The sequence below is a fragment of the Bacillus sp. FSL K6-3312 genome, from assembly GCF_038007485.1.
Taxonomy (GTDB): Bacteria; Bacillota; Bacilli; order Bacillales; family Bacillaceae; genus Bacillus; species Bacillus pumilus.
This window is the reverse complement of the sequence record NZ_JBBOXI010000001.1, coordinates 436,642-454,555: the sequence shown is the minus strand read 5'-3', so window position 1 is coordinate 454,555 and position 17,914 is coordinate 436,642. Positions and strand designations below refer to the sequence as shown.

Genomic DNA, 17,914 nt, shown 5'->3' with positions numbered 1-17,914 from the left:
GACAGCTGGCTTACCACCGCTCTTTATCTACGGCTAAAATGGATGACACGAGTCCAGGAAAAGCGGTCTCGATGTCTTCTGTTCTTAAAGAATAGTAGCGGTGTTTTCCGTCAATTCTCACTTTCACGATGCCTGCCTCCCTCAGCACTTTGAAGTGATGAGAAAGCGTGGATTTGGCAATATTCATTTCATACGTGCCACATGTCCTCTCGCCTGCTTCTGCTAAGCAGCGGACAATTTCTAACCGGATTGGATCGGCCAATGCGTGCAGCACAGAAATCAGTCTCATGTCTTCTTGGGTTGGATGGATTGGATTATTCATACGATAAATGTATCGTATTTTGTGCCAACATACAATCTCCTTACTCGCCTCAAAAAGTAACGATACATCCTTCGGAAACGACTATGACCATATAATAACTTTCTTGAAGGGAAGGACCTCATTTGACACGAAAGATCTGGACTTACTTATGTATGATGTTACTCGCCATTTGCTTATGTGGATGCCAATCCGTTCGGTATGCCGAATCTAAACCACCTAGTGCAGAAGAGTTATTAGCTCTCGATAAACAGGCAGATTTATTTCAATGGGAAGAAACTGTCTATGAAGCAAATGTAGATTGGACCCATCAACTAACCGTCACTAAAGATCAGCAATTAGGTGTGATTTAGAAAACAGCTGCCGAACATTATAATCACGGCACAGCTTCCCAGCTGAAAAAAGGGACAGCGATTTACTCTGTAAAGGAGCAAAAAGACCTTTTGATCGCCGAACTTAACGGTCAAATCATCATATATGCCGCACATGCGGAAGGGTAAAACACCTGTCATAAGATAGGTGTTTTTTAAGTTTCTTTTCTTGTCATAGGTCATTGATTTTGTTATCATTGCAAAAGTGACCACTCGGTTTCCATTGTGACCATATGGTTTTGCCGAATCGGAAAGGACTTATGAAGATGAACGAAAAGCAAGAAGAGATTTTGCGAGTTTCAAAGAAATTATTCTCTCAAAAAGGCTATATGAGTGTCTCCATGCAGTCAATTGCCGATGCCTGTAAAATATCAAAAGCGTCTATTTATAAACTGTTTGATTCAAAGGAAGCTCTTCTATTAGAACTGATTAAATACAATCAGTGCAAAATGAGAGAGATTTCTCAGATCATTCATTCAGAAACAACGCTGTCCAAAAAGGAAAAATTCACAAAGAAGATCAAGCTTGAGCTTGAAGAGTTTAAAGAGAATCATAAATTTTTGAATATGCTGTCCTTTGAAGCTTTTTCACAGCATTCACCCATTGTGATTAAGCATTTACGTGAGACACGCTCCATTATCATGCAGCGGCACAGAGACATTATTTTAAGCACATATGGTGAATCTGTTGCGCCTTACGTCTGGGATCTTGTGATTGTACTCAACGGACTAATGAGAGAATTCATCTTAATGCTGGCCATCGAGCGAAAGAACATCCAATTAGAAAATGCCGCAGAAATGATTATCGGCGTGATGGACCGTGTGTCGAAAAAGCCTTGCTCTATTGAGCCTGTGCTAACAGATCAGTTGATGGACTCTTATTTGCTTTCCACACAGGACGAATATGATGAAGAAAAGCTTGTCATCTCGTACTTAACAAAGATCAAACAAGAGCTTCACACACTGTCAAACGGGGAAGAAAAGGACGATCTCCTCTCTGCGTTTGAACTGCTAAGTGAAGAATTATCAAAGGACCAACCGAGAACCTTTTTAATCAGTTCACTACTCGATTATTTAGGCAAAAACAGCGTTTTATCACAAAACGTGTCACAGCTGAAAAGCATCATTTTATAGATAAAGAAGGGATAACATGAACCAATCTACAACATCGTATAATCGATCTGTGATTGTGGGGATTTTCCTCGTTGGGGCATTCGTCGCGATTTTAAACCAAACGCTGCTCATACCAGCAATCCCACATATCATGGAGGAATTCAATATTGATGTCAGCAAAGGACAGTGGCTCACTACAGCCTTTATGCTGACAAACGGGATTCTCATCCCGATCACGGCTTTCTTAATTGAGAAATTTTCAAGCCGTTCTTTAGTTTTAACAGCGCTTAGTATCTTTACAGCCGGTACCATTCTTGCTTCATTCGCAACGAATTTCCCTGTATTACTTGCAGCGCGTATTGTGCAGGCAGCTGGCGCAGGGATTTTAATGCCGCTGATGCAAACGATCTTTTTAACCATTTTCCCGAAAGAAAAACGGGGTCAGGCAATGGGCATGGTCGGACTTGTCATATCTTTCGCACCAGCTCTTGGACCGACACTTGGCGGCTGGATTGTTGATGCCTTCAGCTGGAAGTTCTTGTTCTATATTGTTCTGCCAATCGGTATCATTGATCTTATTCTTGCTTTCTTCTTAATGAAAAATGTAACGCAACAAAGAGAGGCACGTATTGATGTTTTATCTGTCATCTTGTCGTCCTTCGGTTTCGGCGGGCTGCTTTACGGATTTTCTAGTGTTGGCACATATGGCTGGACGAGTGCCACTGTCCTCATATCACTGATTGTCGGCGCTGTGAGCTTGTTCTTCTTTATTCTGCGCCAGTCGAATTTGACAAGACCGATGCTTGAATTTGGTGTCTTTAAGTTTGCGATCTTTAGCTTAACGACCTTCCTTGGGATGCTTGTCTTTGCTTTATTGATTGGGACAGAGACGATTCTGCCGCTCTATACGCAGAATGTGAGAGGATTGTCTGCTCTTGATACAGGGCTTATCTTACTGCCAGGTGCTCTCTTTATGGGACTCCTCTCACCAATTATTGGACGGATTTTTGATAAAGTCGGCGGAAAAGGGCTGGCATTAGGCGGGTTTACGATACTTACCGTGACGACCTTGCCATTTATGCTGCTCACCCTTGATTCATCCATCGCCCTCATTACGGTCGCTTACACACTGCGCTTAATTGGGGTTGGGATGATCATGATGCCGCTGACAACAGCAGGTATTAACTCTTTACCGCCTCATTTGATCCCGCATGGAACAGCGATGAATAACACGATGAGACAAGTGGGTGGTTCCATTGGGACGGCAGTGCTTGTCTCCATCATGAGCAGCTCTGCTGCAAATGCAGATTTGGCCAGTCCATTAAAATCAGCCGTTCACGGCATGAACACATCATTTATCGTGTCTGGTTTGATTGCGGTCCTTGGGCTTGTCCTCTCCTTTTTCTTAAAGGAAAAACGCGAGAATAAAGTGATGAAACAGGAGCTATCTTCCTCCTCATCTTCTTCATAAGAATAAGAGTCGGCATATGGCCGGCTCTTTTTTCATATACTCGCGCTATATCGTCCTCCCCTAAAATACATTTGTATTTCTAGTGAAGAAAAACCTTGATAATTTGATGAAAAGAGTTGATAATAGGAACTATTCAATTTGTGAGAAAATTTTTACTATAGGAGATGTATGCTTTGAAGGTCGTTAAATTTGGTGGCAGTTCACTTGCATCTGGCAAGCAGCTGCAAAAGGTATTTGACATTGTAACAGCAGATCCAGCTCGAAAAGCAGTCGTTGTTTCCGCACCAGGAAAACGGCATTCAACGGATACGAAGGTCACCGATCTATTAATTAGCTGTGGTGAGCAATATTTACGTTTAGGCGAAGCACACGATTTACAGGAAGCCGTCATCAAGCGGTATGCCTCGATTGCGGATGAACTCGGGTTAAGTCATGACGTGATTGGCACCATCCGGCAAGATCTAGATGCCCTCTTGCAGGCTGATACGTCTCATCCTGAGCGATATCTTGATGCCATCAAGGCAAGCGGTGAAGACAATAACGCAAAGCTCATTGCCGCCTATTTCCGCTATCAAGGTGTCGAAGCTCACTATGTGAACCCAAAGGAAGCCGGTTTATTTGTGAGCGATGAGCCTGGTCAAGCGCAAGTCCTTCCGGAGTCATACGATCATTTGTACAAATTAAGAGAGCGCTCTGGCATCATCATCTTCCCTGGCTTTTTTGGCTTTAATCTATCGGGAGATATCGTCACCTTTTCTCGCAGCGGCTCCGATATTACCGGCTCGATTTTGGCAAATGGTTTGAAGGCAGATGTGTATGAAAACTTTACAGATGTGGATGCTGTCTACGCTGTTAATCCAACGATCGTTCATGAGCCGAAGGAAATTACAGAGCTAACGTACCGGGAAATGCGCGAGCTATCCTATGCTGGTTTTTCCGTGTTCCATGATGAAGCACTCATTCCAGCCTTCCGTGCAGGCATTCCTGTGCAGATTAAAAACACCAATAATCCCTCGGCAAAAGGCACAAAAATTGTGAACCAGCGGGATCATACAAATGGACCCGTTGTCGGAATCGCTTCAGACAGCGGATTTTGCAGCATTTATATTAGCAAATATTTGATGAACCGAGAAGTCGGTTTTGGACGCAAGGTGCTGCAAACGTTAGAGGAATATGGGCTTACGTATGAGCACGTCCCTTCTGGCATTGATGATATGAACATTATTTTAAGGCAGGATCAGCTGGAGGAGCAGCATATTGAACAAGAGCTACTCGATCGCTTGAAGCTCGTGCTTGATGCAGATGAGGTCGTGTTAGAGCCGAATCTCTCCCTCATTATGGTTGTAGGAGAAGCGATGCGTCACAATGTTGGTACCACAGCAAGAGCAGCAAAGGCGCTGTCAAAAGCGAAGGTCAATATTGAAATGATCAATCAAGGTTCTTCCGAGGTCAGCATGATGTTTGGCGTCAAAGCGGCTCAAGAAAAAGAAGCCGTTCAAGCGTTGTATGAGGAATTTTTCTCTATGTCTACTGTCCCTGTCTCTCTTTAATCAGCAGGCTGCCAGATCTCAGAATCGGCAGTCTTTTTTGTTCTCACCCGATTCACATATTAAAGTATATCTATTTCTCGTTTGATTTTGTATGATAGAGACAAACCAACTATTGTTCCGGCCTATGATCGGAGCTACAAGGAGTCCTAAAACAATGCCTCGTCAACAACTATTAAAACAGTTTCGCAATTTTCATGATGCTTCTACGAGTATTTTAAATATGATGAGTCAATTCACTGATGTAAATACACTGTTTATTGCTAAAAACGATCAAACCACCAATCAGATTGTCAAGGTGCTGAATCATGATGAGCAGCTTCTTGAAGAAGGAGAAGAAATTCCTTACGAGAAGACATTTTGCAAACTGGCGGTCGATCATCAGGATACGCTTGTGATTCCTGATATATCATTGGATGATCGTTCTAAATACTTAGAAGTCACGAAACGTCTTCAAGGCGGATCATTCATCGGAGTGCCGATTAATTTTACAGATGGCACAAACTACGGAACGATTTGCGGGCTTGACCTAAGACCACAGCAATTCACAGAAGAGCATGTGCATATGTTTGAAACGATGGCTTCTCTATTAAGCTACGTCCTGGAACTAGACCGTGCCAACCGGCAGATTCAGCAATTATCTGTACCGATCGTCCCAGTTGTTGACGGTGTTGCCGTGCTTCCTCTACTTGGTGATATCGAAGAGACAAGAGCTCAGCATATTTTAGAAACCATTTTACAGGAAAGTTACAGACTGTCGCTCTCTCATTTGGTCATTGATGTATCGGGAACAAAACGGCTGAATGAACAGAGCATTCAATATTTGGTCAGCTATGCACAAACGCTGAGACTTTTAGGGATTTCGGCTGTTTTAACAGGGATTAAACAAGACCTTGCTTTAAGTGCGATTCAATCGAATATTTCATTTAAAGACATCACCATTCGAAAGGACTTGCCGCAGGCACTTGCTCATATTGGCTTGACGTTTACTAAAATGGATTAAGAAATATATACACAAAAAGGGCTAACTGATGATAGCCCTTTTTCTTCTTTTTAAATCATGCCAACAGCTGCAAATAAGAAGAATCGTTTCCGTCTTCAATAACTTGTACAACCTGCTGTGCATGTAATGCTTCTGTGACACTGTTTAATTTTTGCTTGATGTCTTCTTTCGATAGTGCATGGCCTGGTGCTCCCCGCGGAATATCGACTCGTTTGCTGATGATGGTGCCGTCAGATAAGGTAAGCTTCACAATCGTAAAGCGTCCTTTTGGGACAGCGTCTGGATGGGGTTCTATCGTTTGATCATACCCTCTGCTCACCCGCTTCATCCATGTGCGCATGTGTGATGGAATGATTTTTTTCGTAAAGTGATCCAGCGTTAGCGTCTGTCCAAACACGGCAAGTGCGATCACGTATTCGACACTGAATCGTCCTTCTTCTCCAGTTGAAGGTGTCCGCTCAATAAGTGCTGCATCTCCGCCAGGCGGGAATAGGACATCTACTTGTTTCACCTGCTCCGGTAAGAAAGTACGCTCATTCATTAATGCTAGGATCGCATCGGCTGCATGATGCGCAGCTGAACAGAACGGGTATACTTTGAACCACAGCCCCGGCGAGACAATTCGCCACGTTGTACCATATCCCTCTAGTAAACGACTTTCCGCGCGCTCCTGATCTCCATAGAGAGAAAAGAAACCAAGCGTACCATCAAGAACCGATTTATTCCCGCCAAAACCTGAACAAGCTAAGTCCATAGACCAGACGGCTGTTTTAGCCGCTAAGCCGGCTTGTAATGGTTTCATATCAGAGCCGAACTGCTTTCTCATTCCGGCTGATTGCGCTCCGGCAAAGCCGATTGCCTTCGCCAGCTCTTCCTGCGAGACTTGTTTTAAATACCCAATGGCACATACTGCCGCAATGGCTCCGAGGGTTCCAGTATTATGCCAGCCCCTTTCATAATGCGCCTTGCCGATGGATTCGCCAAGCCTTGCCATCACTTCAACACCTGTGATGTAGGCAGCTAAAAATCGATCGCCAAACCCTTTGCCGTCTGATAGCTGTGATAGCAATGCTGGAATGATAACCGCACTTGGGTGTCCTCTCACGTCTGAATGCACATCATCATAATCAAGGGCATGGATCAGGTAGCCGTTCAGCATCGCTGCTGATTGACGGCTGACCTTCTTCCCTTGTCCAATGACAGGAATTTGAGCGGCTCCGCCTTCTTGTTCCACCAGTGCCATGAGCTTTTGAATTCCTTCATCCTCTTTCGCAGCAAGCGCTGCTGCCGCAGCGTCTAACAGACCATTTCGAGCCATTTCTACCGCCCGCTGATCTTGAAGTGGATGAGCAGACAGTACAGCCTCTGCCAGTTGTTTTGTTAGTTCCATGATCGTGACTCCAATGCCCGAACAGCAAGCTCGGCAAAGAAGGCAGCGGCAACAGGGAGTGCGCCTTCATTTAATGTAAAGGCAGGGTGATGCCATTCCTCCGTACCGCTTGTCCCCATCCATACGAAAAAGCCTGGAATGTGTTCTTGATAAAGGGCAAAATCTTCTCCGCCCGGTGACTGCTCTGCCTGAACGACTGTGAGATCCAGCGCACCTGCCGTTTCTTCGACCACCTTTGTCAAACGATCGTCATTCAACACAGAAGGCAAATACGGATGCCATTTCACTTCACCTTTCGCCCCAAATCCCTCGGCAATCCCACTCACGATTTGTTTCATAAGCTCTGGAATCATCGCTCTTACTTCAGGCTCAAACGTCCGAACGGTTCCTTCCATCTCAACACGATCAGGAATCACATTCCATGAAGTACCACCTTGAATGCGTGTGATACTGACAACTGCATGATGCAATGAGCTGATGCGGCGGCTAACGATTTGCTGAAGAGCACTTGTGATCTGCCCGCTGATGGCAATCGGGTCCACCGTATGATTCGGAATACCTGCATGACCACCCGTTCCTTTAATATTGATTTCAAACCGGTCTACACTTGCCATCAACGCTTTTTCTCTAATGCCTATAGTGCCAACTGGCAGGTCAGGTTTGTTGTGCATACCAAAAATCGCATCCACTCCATCTAAAACGCCTGCCTCTATGACATGTTTCGCTCCTTGCGCGACTTCCTCAGCCGGCTGGAACAAAATGCGGACCGCTCCTTTGATCTCGTGTTTCCGTTCTTTTAATAAAAGAGCCGCTCCAAAGATAGAAGCTGTATGGAAATCATGTCCGCATGCATGCATTTTGCCCGGTACCTTTGAAGAAAATGGTTCGCCAGATGCTTCTTCAATCGGAAGTGCATCAATATCAGCTCTCAGGGCAATTGTTGGTCCCTCTTGTTCTCCTTTGATTTCACAGACAACACCTGTTTGAAGAGCTGGAAAATCGAGTACGGTGATCCCTTCTTCTTTTAACCAGCCGCGCAGTTTTTTAGTCGTTTCATGTTCTTCAAATGCCAGCTCTGGATGCTCATGAAGCGCTCGGCGAATGTTAATTAAACGTTTGTTTAATGCTTCATTTCCTATTGATTTCACTGATACTCACCCCTCTAAAGAGTAAAAAGCAGCTTATGCTTCTTCAGCCGCTGCTTCTTTTTGGATAAATCGTTTTGTCCGTTCATTCTTCGTTTCATCAAATAGCTCAGTTGGTGTGCCCTGTTCAATAATATGACCATCCGCCATGAAAATCACATGGTCTGCCACTTCTCTTGCAAACGCCATTTCATGTGTGACGATGATCATCGTTGTTTCTTGAATCGCAATGGATTTAATGACTTGAAGCACACCTGAGACAAGCTCTGGATCAAGTGCTGACGTTGGTTCATCGAGTAGAATCGCATGTGGATCAACCGCTAATGCGCGGGCAATCCCAATTCGCTGCTGCTGTCCGCCAGATAACGTGACTGGATAGCTGTCAGCCTTTTGCTCTAACCCTACCTGCTTCAGCAGCTTCATTCCAATCTCATTTGCCTGCTGCTTCGTCATTTTTTTCGTCACAAGCAGTGATTCTGTGATGTTTTGCAGTGCTGTCTTGTTTTTAAATAGATTATAGTTTTGAAACACCATGGCCGTTTGTTGACGCAGGTGATGGGCTTCTTTTCGTGTATATTTAGACGCATCGAGCTTCGCATCGCCAATTTCAATCGTGCCTTCATCTGGTATTTCTAATAAATTTAAGCAGCGCAGCAAGGTGGATTTACCGGAGCCAGAAGGTCCGATAATGGCCACAACCTGCCCTTTTTGCACGTCGAGATTGATTCCGTCTAAGACGACAAGGTCGCCGAATGATTTCTTCAAATTGGTGAGCTTGATCATGTCCACACCTCCTTAATTCCGGTAAGGTTTGCTAATTTTTCGTTCAAATAGGTCTTGAAGGAAGCTATAAATGATGGTCATCACCCAATACACAATCCCTACAGCTAAATAGGTTTCAAAGTATTTATAGTTCGCTGACGCAATCATCTTCCCTTGTGCAAACATTTCTGCCACACCAATCGTAAAGGCAAGAGATGTTTCTTTTAAAAGACCGATAAAGGTATTTCCCGTTGCTGGAATCGCATTTCTTATTGCCTGCGGGAAAATAATTCTTACGTAAGACTGCCATCTTGTCATGCCGACAGATAGACAAGCTTCCAGTTGCCCTTCATCTACAGAATTAAGGGCCGCTCTGAAAATTTCTGCTAAGTATGCTGAGTTTTTAATACTTAATCCGATAATGACCGCTGTTAGGGCATCCATTGAGGTCATCGCAGGGAATAGCTGCGGAAGACCAAAATAAATGAGAAAGAGCTGAACCAAGGTTGGAACCGCTCTGAAAAAAGAAATATACAGCTTAGCAAATTGGTATAAAACAGGTATCCGGTTTTTCGTAATAAGAGCGAATACCACACCAATGATAATGGCAAATACCATGGAGACAATCGCCATGAAGATCGTTATCGGCAAGTATTGGATCAATGTCGGAAAAACCGTCACCATATACTGCCAATCAATTTTGTTCATGTCTGCTCTTCACCGCCGCTGTCGTTATTTTTTAATTGGCACTGTGACATCGTCTTTGAAATACTTCTCAGACAATTTCTTCAGTGTCCCGTCTTCTCTTAATTCTTTGATCGCTTTGTTAAATTCTTCTCTTAGCTTGTCATGCTTTTTATCTTTGGCAAATGGGTAGCCTACTTCTTCATACACAATTGGGTTGCCAACGATTTTGAGTGGCAGACCTGTTTTTTCAATTTGAGCAAGTAATACACTGCGTCCGTTGACATAAGCATCTACGCGGCCATTTGCCACTTCATTTAAGACACCGTCTTGCGTTTCATATGTTTTAATATTGATTTTTTTGTCTGGGTCTTTGCTCTCTAAGTTTTTGGCGTGGTTAGAGCCAAGAACCGCCGCCACTGTTTTCCCTTTTAAATCATCAAGACCTTTGATGTCGTTGTTGTCCTTTTTCACGATGATTTGTGTTCCTGCATAAGCGTACGTATCAGTGAAATTAAACGTTTGTTTACGCTCATCTGTGACTGCGACTTGATTTGACACTGTATCCAGCTTACCAGATGTCAGCTGTCCCATGAGTCCGCTGAATTCACTCAGCTGCCAGTCTAGTTTGTAGCCGAGCTTTTTCGCAACCGCTTCAGTTACTTCGACATCGAAGCCAACAAGCTTGCCATTGTCTTTATAAGCGAACGGATAGCTTTGCCCTGTGGCACCTACTTTCAACACTTTTTCGTCTTTGCCTTCACTCTGATTGTTACCGCCGCAAGCTGCTAAAACTGCCAACATTGCTGCAAATAGAACGACTAGCCATTTTTTGTTTTTCATGATCGTATACCCTTCTTTCCTCTTATGGTTGTGTGATATCTGACCTTAGTTGTTTTTTAAAATAAACCGTGATGTGACCCTTGCCTAAATCCTTTTCTCCTGCTCTGACGTAGCCTTTGCGCTCATACATGTCTATGAGCCACGGATGCTTATCAGCTGTACCAAGAGATACGTATGGCACCTTCAAGGTATCTCTTAACACTTCGGTTTCAACCCATTCCAGCAAGACAGAGCCTGTCCCTTTTTTGGCGGATGGTTCTGAGGCAAACCACCAAATATGAGGGACGCCGAACGGGCCTGGCTGTTCTCCCCAAGGCATACGGAGCGACAAGGTAGATAGAAGCTCTCCGTTTTCTTCCATCACATAGCAAAGATTCTTTTGTACATTTTTTTGAACGAGAGCGAAATCAGCATGTGCTGCTTGGAACTGGATGCCGAGCTCACGAATTGGCTCATAGGCTCTTGTTGTCAGTTCAAGCAGCGCCTCTATATCTGCCTCTGTTGCCAGACGAAACGTGTATCCCAACGTTAGTCACCTCACCCTTATGTCGTGTAACGATTTTTTGGCTGTGTTAATCCTAGATTTTCTCGTAAGGTTTGTCCTGTGTATTCTGTTTTGAATAAGCCTCTTTCCTGAAGGATTGGGACGACGCGGTCTACGAACATATCCAGCCCTTCTGGCAATAGCGGCGGCATGACGTTAAAGCCGTCTGCTGCTTCTTCATTGATCCATGTTTCCATCACATCTGCGAGCTGCTGCGGTGTACCAATGAAAATATTATGACCACGAGAGCCGGCGACCGATTGATAGAGCTGGCGAATGGTCAGGTGATCCTTTCTCGCCATATTCATCACGAGATCAAAACGGCTTTTTACCGCATTTGACGTGCTTGGATCAATTTCTGGAAGCGGACCGTCTAATGGATACTGGGAAAGATCAATACCACCTAAGTAGTTTTGCAAAATGCTCAGCCCAATCTCAGGAACAATCAGCTCCTGTAATTCTTCATATTTCGCTTTGGCTTCTTCCTCTGTATCAGCAATAATCGGGAAGATCCCCGGCATGATACTGACGTCCTCTCTAGCACGACCAGCAGCCTCTACTTTCTCCTTTAAGCTTTGATAAAATTCCTTCGCTTTTTCGAGATCGTTTTGTGCAGTGAAAATGAGTTCAGCTGTTTTCGCTGCAAGCTTTTGACCATCTTCGGATGATCCTGCTTGAATGATCACTGGCTGCCCTTGAGGCGTGCGTGATACGTTGAGAGGACCCCTTACTGAGAAGAACTCCCCTTTATGCTGGAGCTCATGAAGCTTACTAGATTCAAAGAATTCTCCCGTTTCCTTGTTTCTGACAAGGGCGTCTTCCTCCCAAGAATCCCAAAGACCTTTGACGACTTCAACGAACTCTTCTGCTCGCTCGTATCGTTTATGGTGTGCTAAATGCTCTTCGCCGCTAAAGTTTTTCGCTGTTTCTTCAATAGAAGATGTGACCACATTCCATGCCGCTCTTCCGCCTGATAAATGATCAAGGGAGGCAAACTGTCTTGCAATATGGAAAGGTTCACTGTATGTAGTGGATGCTGTTGCTGCTAAACCAATTGATGAAGTAGACTCAGCAATGGACGAAAGCAGGGTAAGCGGTTCAAATCTCGTCAGTACATTCGGATGAGAGGTTTGGTTAATGGATAAGCTGTCGGCTAAAAAGAGTAAATCTAGCTTTCCTTCCTCTGCTTTTTTCGCTAATTGTTTAAAATAATCAAGGTTCATGGCTGCATCTGATACGGCATTCGGATGTCTCCAAGAGGCAACATGATGTCCAGTTCCTGCGATGAATACGCCTAGCTTGAGCTTCCTTTTCGGCTGTGACACTTGTTCTTCATCCTTTCTATATCCTGCTGTATCAAACTGAAGTCCTCAGAAGATACATTTTTCTGATTGAATTAATCGGTTTTATCAATAAAAAAAGGGCAAATGTTGCGAAAAATGAAAAATAATTATTACTATATGCCCTTTTTACAGGATTGTCAACCGCCTTCTGAACCTCCAAAATCAGGAATTCCACTCGTTCATCACGGTGTATCGATTTCAATATTTCCGATGAGCCGGTCTGTGGTATGTGTCACCAATTGACTGCGTTCCAGCATGTTATGGGCGATCACGGAATGAGTGGAAGAAATGGTGCGGACGGCAATCGCTTTTTGAGGAGACAAATTAATGATGTTATTCCGCAACACACGGGCTGAGGCGGATTGATCAATAAAGATCGCCGTCGGCTGTCCGAACGAACGATTTAAATAAAAGCGGTTATCTCCGATTTGTGGTGAACCGTTTTTAATATACATCACGACATATAAAGATGATTCTTCAAAGGAATTGTCTTTGATTTCTAATGGCCCCGTCGTGCTGCTGTATACGGCATAGTTTTGGTAGTGTTTAAAGCGATTATGCCAAATGAAAGCCTTTGCATTTCCAGTGACACTGATCGTATACGAAGACGCAAGCTCTGGGTGTCCCTCTTGAATAAAGTGATTGCCGTTGATTCCAGCTTCTCCATCCTGCACCCAGATCCCTCTGCTGAAATCTTTGAATTGATTTTGCTGGATCAGGATATTCGTTCCTCTCACCATCGCCCCATCGATCACCGAATAAATCGTATTGTTTGAAAAGACGACGCTATCCGATTGATAGATACGCAGTGCTGCGCTTCTTTGCCCTGTATTCGTCCCCGATTCAATATGATTTCCTTCTATTAGAATGCGATTCGCCATATAAACGGACAAAGCCGCATCTTCAAATAGACTGATCTTATTCCCTGTAATGTGAACGCTGTCGCCCCTCACATCAATCCCTTTTTCAAACCCTTCAATCATATTGCCAATAATAATCACATTGTTTTCCGATTGATCAAGAGAGACACCTAAGCTCGTAATTCCTGCTTTTGTTACGCCTCCTCCTACTGCACGGATCAAATTGTTGGCAATGATTGTTTCGGTAGCAAAGCCATAGGAGATGCTACTGTCTGTGTGATTGCCTTCAATGATGACACCATAGCCGTTGAAGTTATAAATGGAGCTGGCGGCACCACCTCTTACAATGTTGTTTCGAATTTGAATATTCAGCGGTTCCTCCATATTAACTGCATTTTCCCCGTAGCCTTCAATATCAATGCCCATTCTTGGCTCGACTCCGTTTACTCCTGCTCTCTCCAGCAAACAGTCCTCCACAATGACCCCATCACAGCCTGTAATCGAGATATTGTTTCGTCTTGAATCTGTGATGTGGCAGCCGGAAATATGAATAGATGAAGCAGGCGAGTACGATTCAGCTTGTGATAATAAGCCGTGGGGACTGACAATCATGCCGTCTCCCGTACAATTCTTGATTTGCACACGATTCACTTCCACATTAGAGGCCCCTTCAATACATATCCCAAAGCCCCACTCATGGGTTTTTCGTTCAGGAGGAAGCGACTTGTATACATGCTCATGACGATCCCCTTCGATACGCCCGCCCCGGATGGTCACATGCTGAACCTTTCCTATATAAAAGGCCGCATACCCCCATGAATCATTTGGTTTTACCTTAATTACGGCATCCGGCGCCATCTCAATGGTCATATGACTTGGCACACGTATACCCGCACCTCGGAAAGGAAAAAATCGATCCCCTCTGTACACTGCATCGATGACATACGTGCCGCTCGGCAGCCAGACGTGAGAATACCCCTGTGCTTTCGTCCATTGTAAGCATTCATTGAGCTTCGCTGTACAGTCCGTTTTCCCATCCGCCACCACACCAAAATCTTGTACATTGACAACAGGCTTTTTTAGATCAGATTCATTCAATTCCCCCAACCTAAACCCCTCCTTTTCACACATGTCCTCTTGTCATCCTATGCATGTGTAAAAGGTTTGCTTGTACAATCCTTCAAATTTTAAATAAATTCTTTCGGTATAACTTTCTGACCATTCTTACTTGAGAGAATTTTTCGTTTTTTGAGTCTTTACGCCTATTGAACTAACATTTTCCTGTTTTAGAATAGTTTTATATTGACACAAGAACTATACAAGAATATCATTTTTCTCATATCTCTTTTTTTAAGAAAGGATCTATGCCATGTCTACAATTGACCACGATAAAATTGTTAAAAGTGTTCCTCAAAAAGGGTTTTTTGGACATCCTAAAGGACTTTACACACTGTTTTTCACTGAATTTTGGGAGCGTTTCTCTTATTACGGCATGCGTGCACTGCTTATTTACTATATGTACACAGAGGTGACAAAGGGCGGTCTTGGCTTTGATCAGACGACAGCCAATTCGATCATGTCTGTCTACGGTGCGCTTGTCTATATGTCAGGCATTATTGGCGGATGGCTCGCCGACCGGGTATTCGGTTCGTCCAGTACGGTCTTTTATGGCGGGGTGTTCATTATGCTTGGACATGTCATTTTGGCTTTGCCAAGCGGAGCAACAGCGCTCTTTATTAGTATGGGATTGATTATTATTGGGACAGGTCTTCTAAAGCCGAACGTTTCAAACATTGTTGGCGACCTGTATTCCAAAACAGACCCACGCAGGGATTCTGGCTTTAGTATTTTCTACATGGGGATCAACATGGGCGGTTTTATTGCCCCATTAATTGTCGGAACACTCGGTCAAAAAGTGAACTTCCACCTCGGATTCTCACTTGCTGCCGTTGGGATGCTTGTTGGTCTGATTACATTTGTGATCACGAAAAAACCGAATCTTGGTCTTGCCGGTACTTATGTGACAAATCCGTTATCAGCTACTGAACGCAAGAACTTCAAAATTTTCGGAACATTAATTGCCATTGTGCTCGCTGTTTTTGTCGTCATTGGCATTCAAACTGGCGCTCTTACGATTAATCTATTCACTTGGTTTGTCAGTGTTCTTGGGGTGCTTATTCCGATTGTGTATTTCATCGTCATGTATTTCAGTAAAAAGACGAGCCCAGTGGAGCAATCCAGGGTTCTCGCTTATATTCCATTGTTCCTTGCTGCGGTGATGTTCTGGGCGATTCAAGAACAAGGCTCAAACATTTTAGCCACATATGCAGATCAACGAACAAACTTGAATTTCCTTGGGATGACACTTGCCTCTTCGTGGTTCCAATCATTGAACCCAATTTTTATTGTGCTCTTGTCTCCTGTGTTTGCTTGGTTGTGGATTAGACTAGGGAAAAAACAGCCATCTACCCCGATTAAGTTCTCACTTGGCCTTCTGTTTGCAGGATTATCCTTCATCATCATGATCATTCCTGCCTACATGTCTGGCCCGAATACACTTGTAAGTCCATTATGGCTCGTTCTGAGCTTCTTCCTTGTCGTGATCGGAGAGCTCTGCTTATCACCAGTTGGGCTGTCAGCGACAACAAAGCTTGCACCTGCTGCCTTCTCAGCGCAAACGATGAGCCTTTGGTTCCTTTCAAATGCGATGGCACAGGCGATCAATGCGCAAGTGGTCAAACTGTTTGATAAAGTGCCAGAAACCGTCTATTTCGGTATCATCGGATTGCTTGCCATCGTTTTATGCGGTGTGATGCTATTACTTACACCAGTGATTAAGAAAGCGATGAAAGGTATTCATTAATAAAAAACTGGACATGAGTCCTCATGTCCAGTTTTTCCATAATACCCTTATTTATCATCATTCTTTTTTCAGCATCTTCATTATGGAATATAATATGATTGATCCATCAGCAGTAAAAGGGAACAAATTCACAAGATTTAATATGCAAATAAATGCAAATGCATTCCAGTATATGCTGATATCGTAGGATAATAAGATCCCGCCGCTTATCGGTAAAATAATATTAGGCGCTACTGAAATTATGAAGATATGAAGATATTTATTATCATTTAGATAAGTAACACTAGCTCCAAATAAATTAAACTTCATGCTTAAAATCTTTTTTCCTAGTTTTCTTATAAACAGCAAATGAATAGCTTCATGGATTAAAAGCACACTCATAAATATAAGATAAAAAAGTATAAACCCTTTTGTAAATAAAATCAAATTTTCCATAATTTATTTAGTTGTTTTTTTAAACTTTACAATAGCAAATAGTGCAATAATAAAGAGAATATATATAATATATATAATTAAAATTTGAGATGTAAATGAAAAATTCGTGTACAATTCTTCTTCATTCATTGTCATGTCAATTTTTAGTCCTAATTTAGACATATATACGCCAGACTTATCAATAGAAAAAAGAGTCGTTATATAATCTATTAAAAACGCAACTAAATACAAAATTGTACCTAAAAAAATCCACCTAGGCAGCCTCATCTAAATAACTCCTTTCCAATAAATAGTATTTAACTGAAAATAGCAACAAGTATACAGAGATAAAAATAAGCATACTATTTGATATTAGGTAAAGCCCTACAGCCATAACAATACATAATACAGAAGCAGAAAACTCATTTAAAGAACTCTTATTTTTCGGAAATATAATACTCATTATCAGCCCTGCTTCAAATAAAATGACACCATAATAGAGACTTTTTACGAAATCACCTGATAACAGTAGTGATGTGATTACAAGTGGGAATATGAAATTCATAAATGTTGTAATAAAAGTTTCTTTTAAAGAAGTTAACCCAAAAAAAGAATTCATTTTACGATATGATACAGTTGTATTAAAATACCTAATAGATGAAAATGAAATAAGGGGATATATGTATACAAGTGTAGTCAATGAAATGAGAATATTTTTAGTATCAAAAAGAGATAATAAAAAGACTAGAATTACTACACCCAAAAGCCTTATGGTCAACTTACTCCTAATAGTTCCAAGTATTATTAAATTTAATTGATTCATTTTCATATTAAACGGCAGTTTGAAAATATAAAAATCATTAGAAGTATATACATCATTATCAATCTTTGTATGTAGATAATTGATACATATCACAAATGATGTTATTAAAATGCATAAAATAAGCATTAACTTAACCACCAAGGCATGATCAACAGTAATATTAAATGTCTGAAATTTCATGTCAATACTAAAACGAAAAGAGAAATAATAGAGGAAAAGAAACAACACTAGTAACCCATTATTAATATTAAAAAAAGTTAATTTAACAAGGTTACTCAAAGAATAAAAAATTAAATAGTAAAAACAGATACTTGCAACGAATAAAAGCTGGCAATATATCAGGATTAAAAAATTTAATCCTATATTATAGTGGAATAACCTCAACATAGGGCTGATTATTGCGAAAACAATTAAAAAGGA

Annotated in this window: 16 protein-coding genes; 6 read left to right on the top strand and 10 right to left on the bottom strand. The window is 42.4% G+C overall.

What is annotated here, in order from left to right:
- Nucleotides 1–10: 10 nt before the first annotated feature.
- Complete coding sequence (locus tag MHI11_RS02200) at nt 11–322, bottom strand: ArsR/SmtB family transcription factor (protein WP_065098801.1); 312 nt, start codon at nt 320–322, stop codon at nt 11–13.
- Nucleotides 323–444: 122 nt separating this feature from the next.
- On the opposite strand from MHI11_RS02200, the gene MHI11_RS02195 reads away from it, so the two are divergent.
- The 5 genes from MHI11_RS02195 (at nt 445) to MHI11_RS02175 (ending at nt 5,823) form a co-directional block, all read left to right on the top strand.
- Nucleotides 445–672 (top strand): hypothetical protein, encoded by a 228-nt coding sequence (locus MHI11_RS02195; RefSeq protein ID WP_283924153.1) that lies wholly within the window; start codon nt 445–447, stop codon nt 670–672.
- Nucleotides 673–956: 284 nt separating this feature from the next.
- The gene (locus tag MHI11_RS02190; protein ID WP_223250691.1) at nt 957–1,823 is read left to right on the top strand and encodes a TetR/AcrR family transcriptional regulator; all 867 of its coding nucleotides are present in this window, start codon (nt 957–959) and stop codon (nt 1,821–1,823) included.
- A gap of 16 nt (nt 1,824–1,839) precedes the next feature.
- Nucleotides 1,840–3,273 (top strand): MDR family MFS transporter, encoded by a 1,434-nt coding sequence (locus MHI11_RS02185; protein ID WP_044140504.1) that lies wholly within the window; start codon nt 1,840–1,842, stop codon nt 3,271–3,273.
- Between the two features lie 173 nt (nt 3,274–3,446).
- The gene (locus MHI11_RS02180) at nt 3,447–4,823 is read left to right on the top strand and encodes an aspartate kinase (protein WP_044140503.1); all 1,377 of its coding nucleotides are present in this window, start codon (nt 3,447–3,449) and stop codon (nt 4,821–4,823) included.
- Nucleotides 4,824–4,977: 154 nt separating this feature from the next.
- Nucleotides 4,978–5,823, top strand: coding sequence for a GAF domain-containing protein (locus MHI11_RS02175; RefSeq protein WP_106066477.1), 846 nt, complete (start codon nt 4,978–4,980; stop codon nt 5,821–5,823).
- Between the two features lie 55 nt (nt 5,824–5,878).
- Here the strand turns inward: MHI11_RS02175 and MHI11_RS02170 are convergent, their stop codons facing one another.
- The 8 genes from MHI11_RS02170 to MHI11_RS02135 form a co-directional block, all read right to left on the bottom strand.
- Nucleotides 5,879–7,213 (bottom strand): MmgE/PrpD family protein, encoded by a 1,335-nt coding sequence (locus tag MHI11_RS02170; RefSeq protein ID WP_340960308.1) that lies wholly within the window; start codon nt 7,211–7,213, stop codon nt 5,879–5,881.
- Nucleotides 7,204–8,361, bottom strand: a complete 1,158-nt coding sequence (locus MHI11_RS02165) for an amidohydrolase (protein ID WP_340960307.1) — start codon at nt 8,359–8,361, stop codon at nt 7,204–7,206. Before MHI11_RS02165 ends, MHI11_RS02170 begins: the two co-directional genes overlap by 10 nt.
- A 33-nt stretch (nt 8,362–8,394) precedes the next feature.
- Complete coding sequence (locus tag MHI11_RS02160; RefSeq protein WP_012008912.1) at nt 8,395–9,141, bottom strand: amino acid ABC transporter ATP-binding protein; 747 nt, start codon at nt 9,139–9,141, stop codon at nt 8,395–8,397.
- Between the two features lie 12 nt (nt 9,142–9,153).
- A complete protein-coding gene (locus MHI11_RS02155; RefSeq protein WP_003214174.1) occupies nt 9,154–9,828 on the bottom strand; it encodes an amino acid ABC transporter permease in 675 nt (224 codons plus the stop codon).
- 24 nt (nt 9,829–9,852) lie between these two features.
- Nucleotides 9,853–10,647, bottom strand: a complete 795-nt coding sequence (locus tag MHI11_RS02150; protein ID WP_044140498.1) for an amino acid ABC transporter substrate-binding protein — start codon at nt 10,645–10,647, stop codon at nt 9,853–9,855.
- Between the two features lie 22 nt (nt 10,648–10,669).
- Nucleotides 10,670–11,173, bottom strand: a complete 504-nt coding sequence (locus tag MHI11_RS02145; protein WP_003214146.1) for a GNAT family N-acetyltransferase — start codon at nt 11,171–11,173, stop codon at nt 10,670–10,672.
- A gap of 17 nt (nt 11,174–11,190) precedes the next feature.
- Nucleotides 11,191–12,516 (bottom strand): LLM class flavin-dependent oxidoreductase, encoded by a 1,326-nt coding sequence (locus MHI11_RS02140; protein ID WP_106032984.1) that lies wholly within the window; start codon nt 12,514–12,516, stop codon nt 11,191–11,193.
- Between the two features lie 200 nt (nt 12,517–12,716).
- A complete protein-coding gene (locus MHI11_RS02135) occupies nt 12,717–14,501 on the bottom strand; it encodes a right-handed parallel beta-helix repeat-containing protein (protein WP_340908852.1) in 1,785 nt (594 codons plus the stop codon).
- 262 nt (nt 14,502–14,763) lie between these two features.
- On the opposite strand from MHI11_RS02135, the gene MHI11_RS02130 reads away from it, so the two are divergent.
- The gene (locus MHI11_RS02130) at nt 14,764–16,257 is read left to right on the top strand and encodes a peptide MFS transporter (protein ID WP_044140493.1); all 1,494 of its coding nucleotides are present in this window, start codon (nt 14,764–14,766) and stop codon (nt 16,255–16,257) included.
- A 57-nt stretch (nt 16,258–16,314) separates the two neighbouring features.
- Here the strand turns inward: MHI11_RS02130 and MHI11_RS20875 are convergent, their stop codons facing one another.
- Entirely contained in the window at nt 16,315–16,638 is a 324-nt protein-coding gene (locus MHI11_RS20875) for a metalloprotease family protein (protein WP_044140492.1), read from the bottom strand.
- Nucleotides 16,639–17,914 lie beyond the last annotated feature (1,276 nt).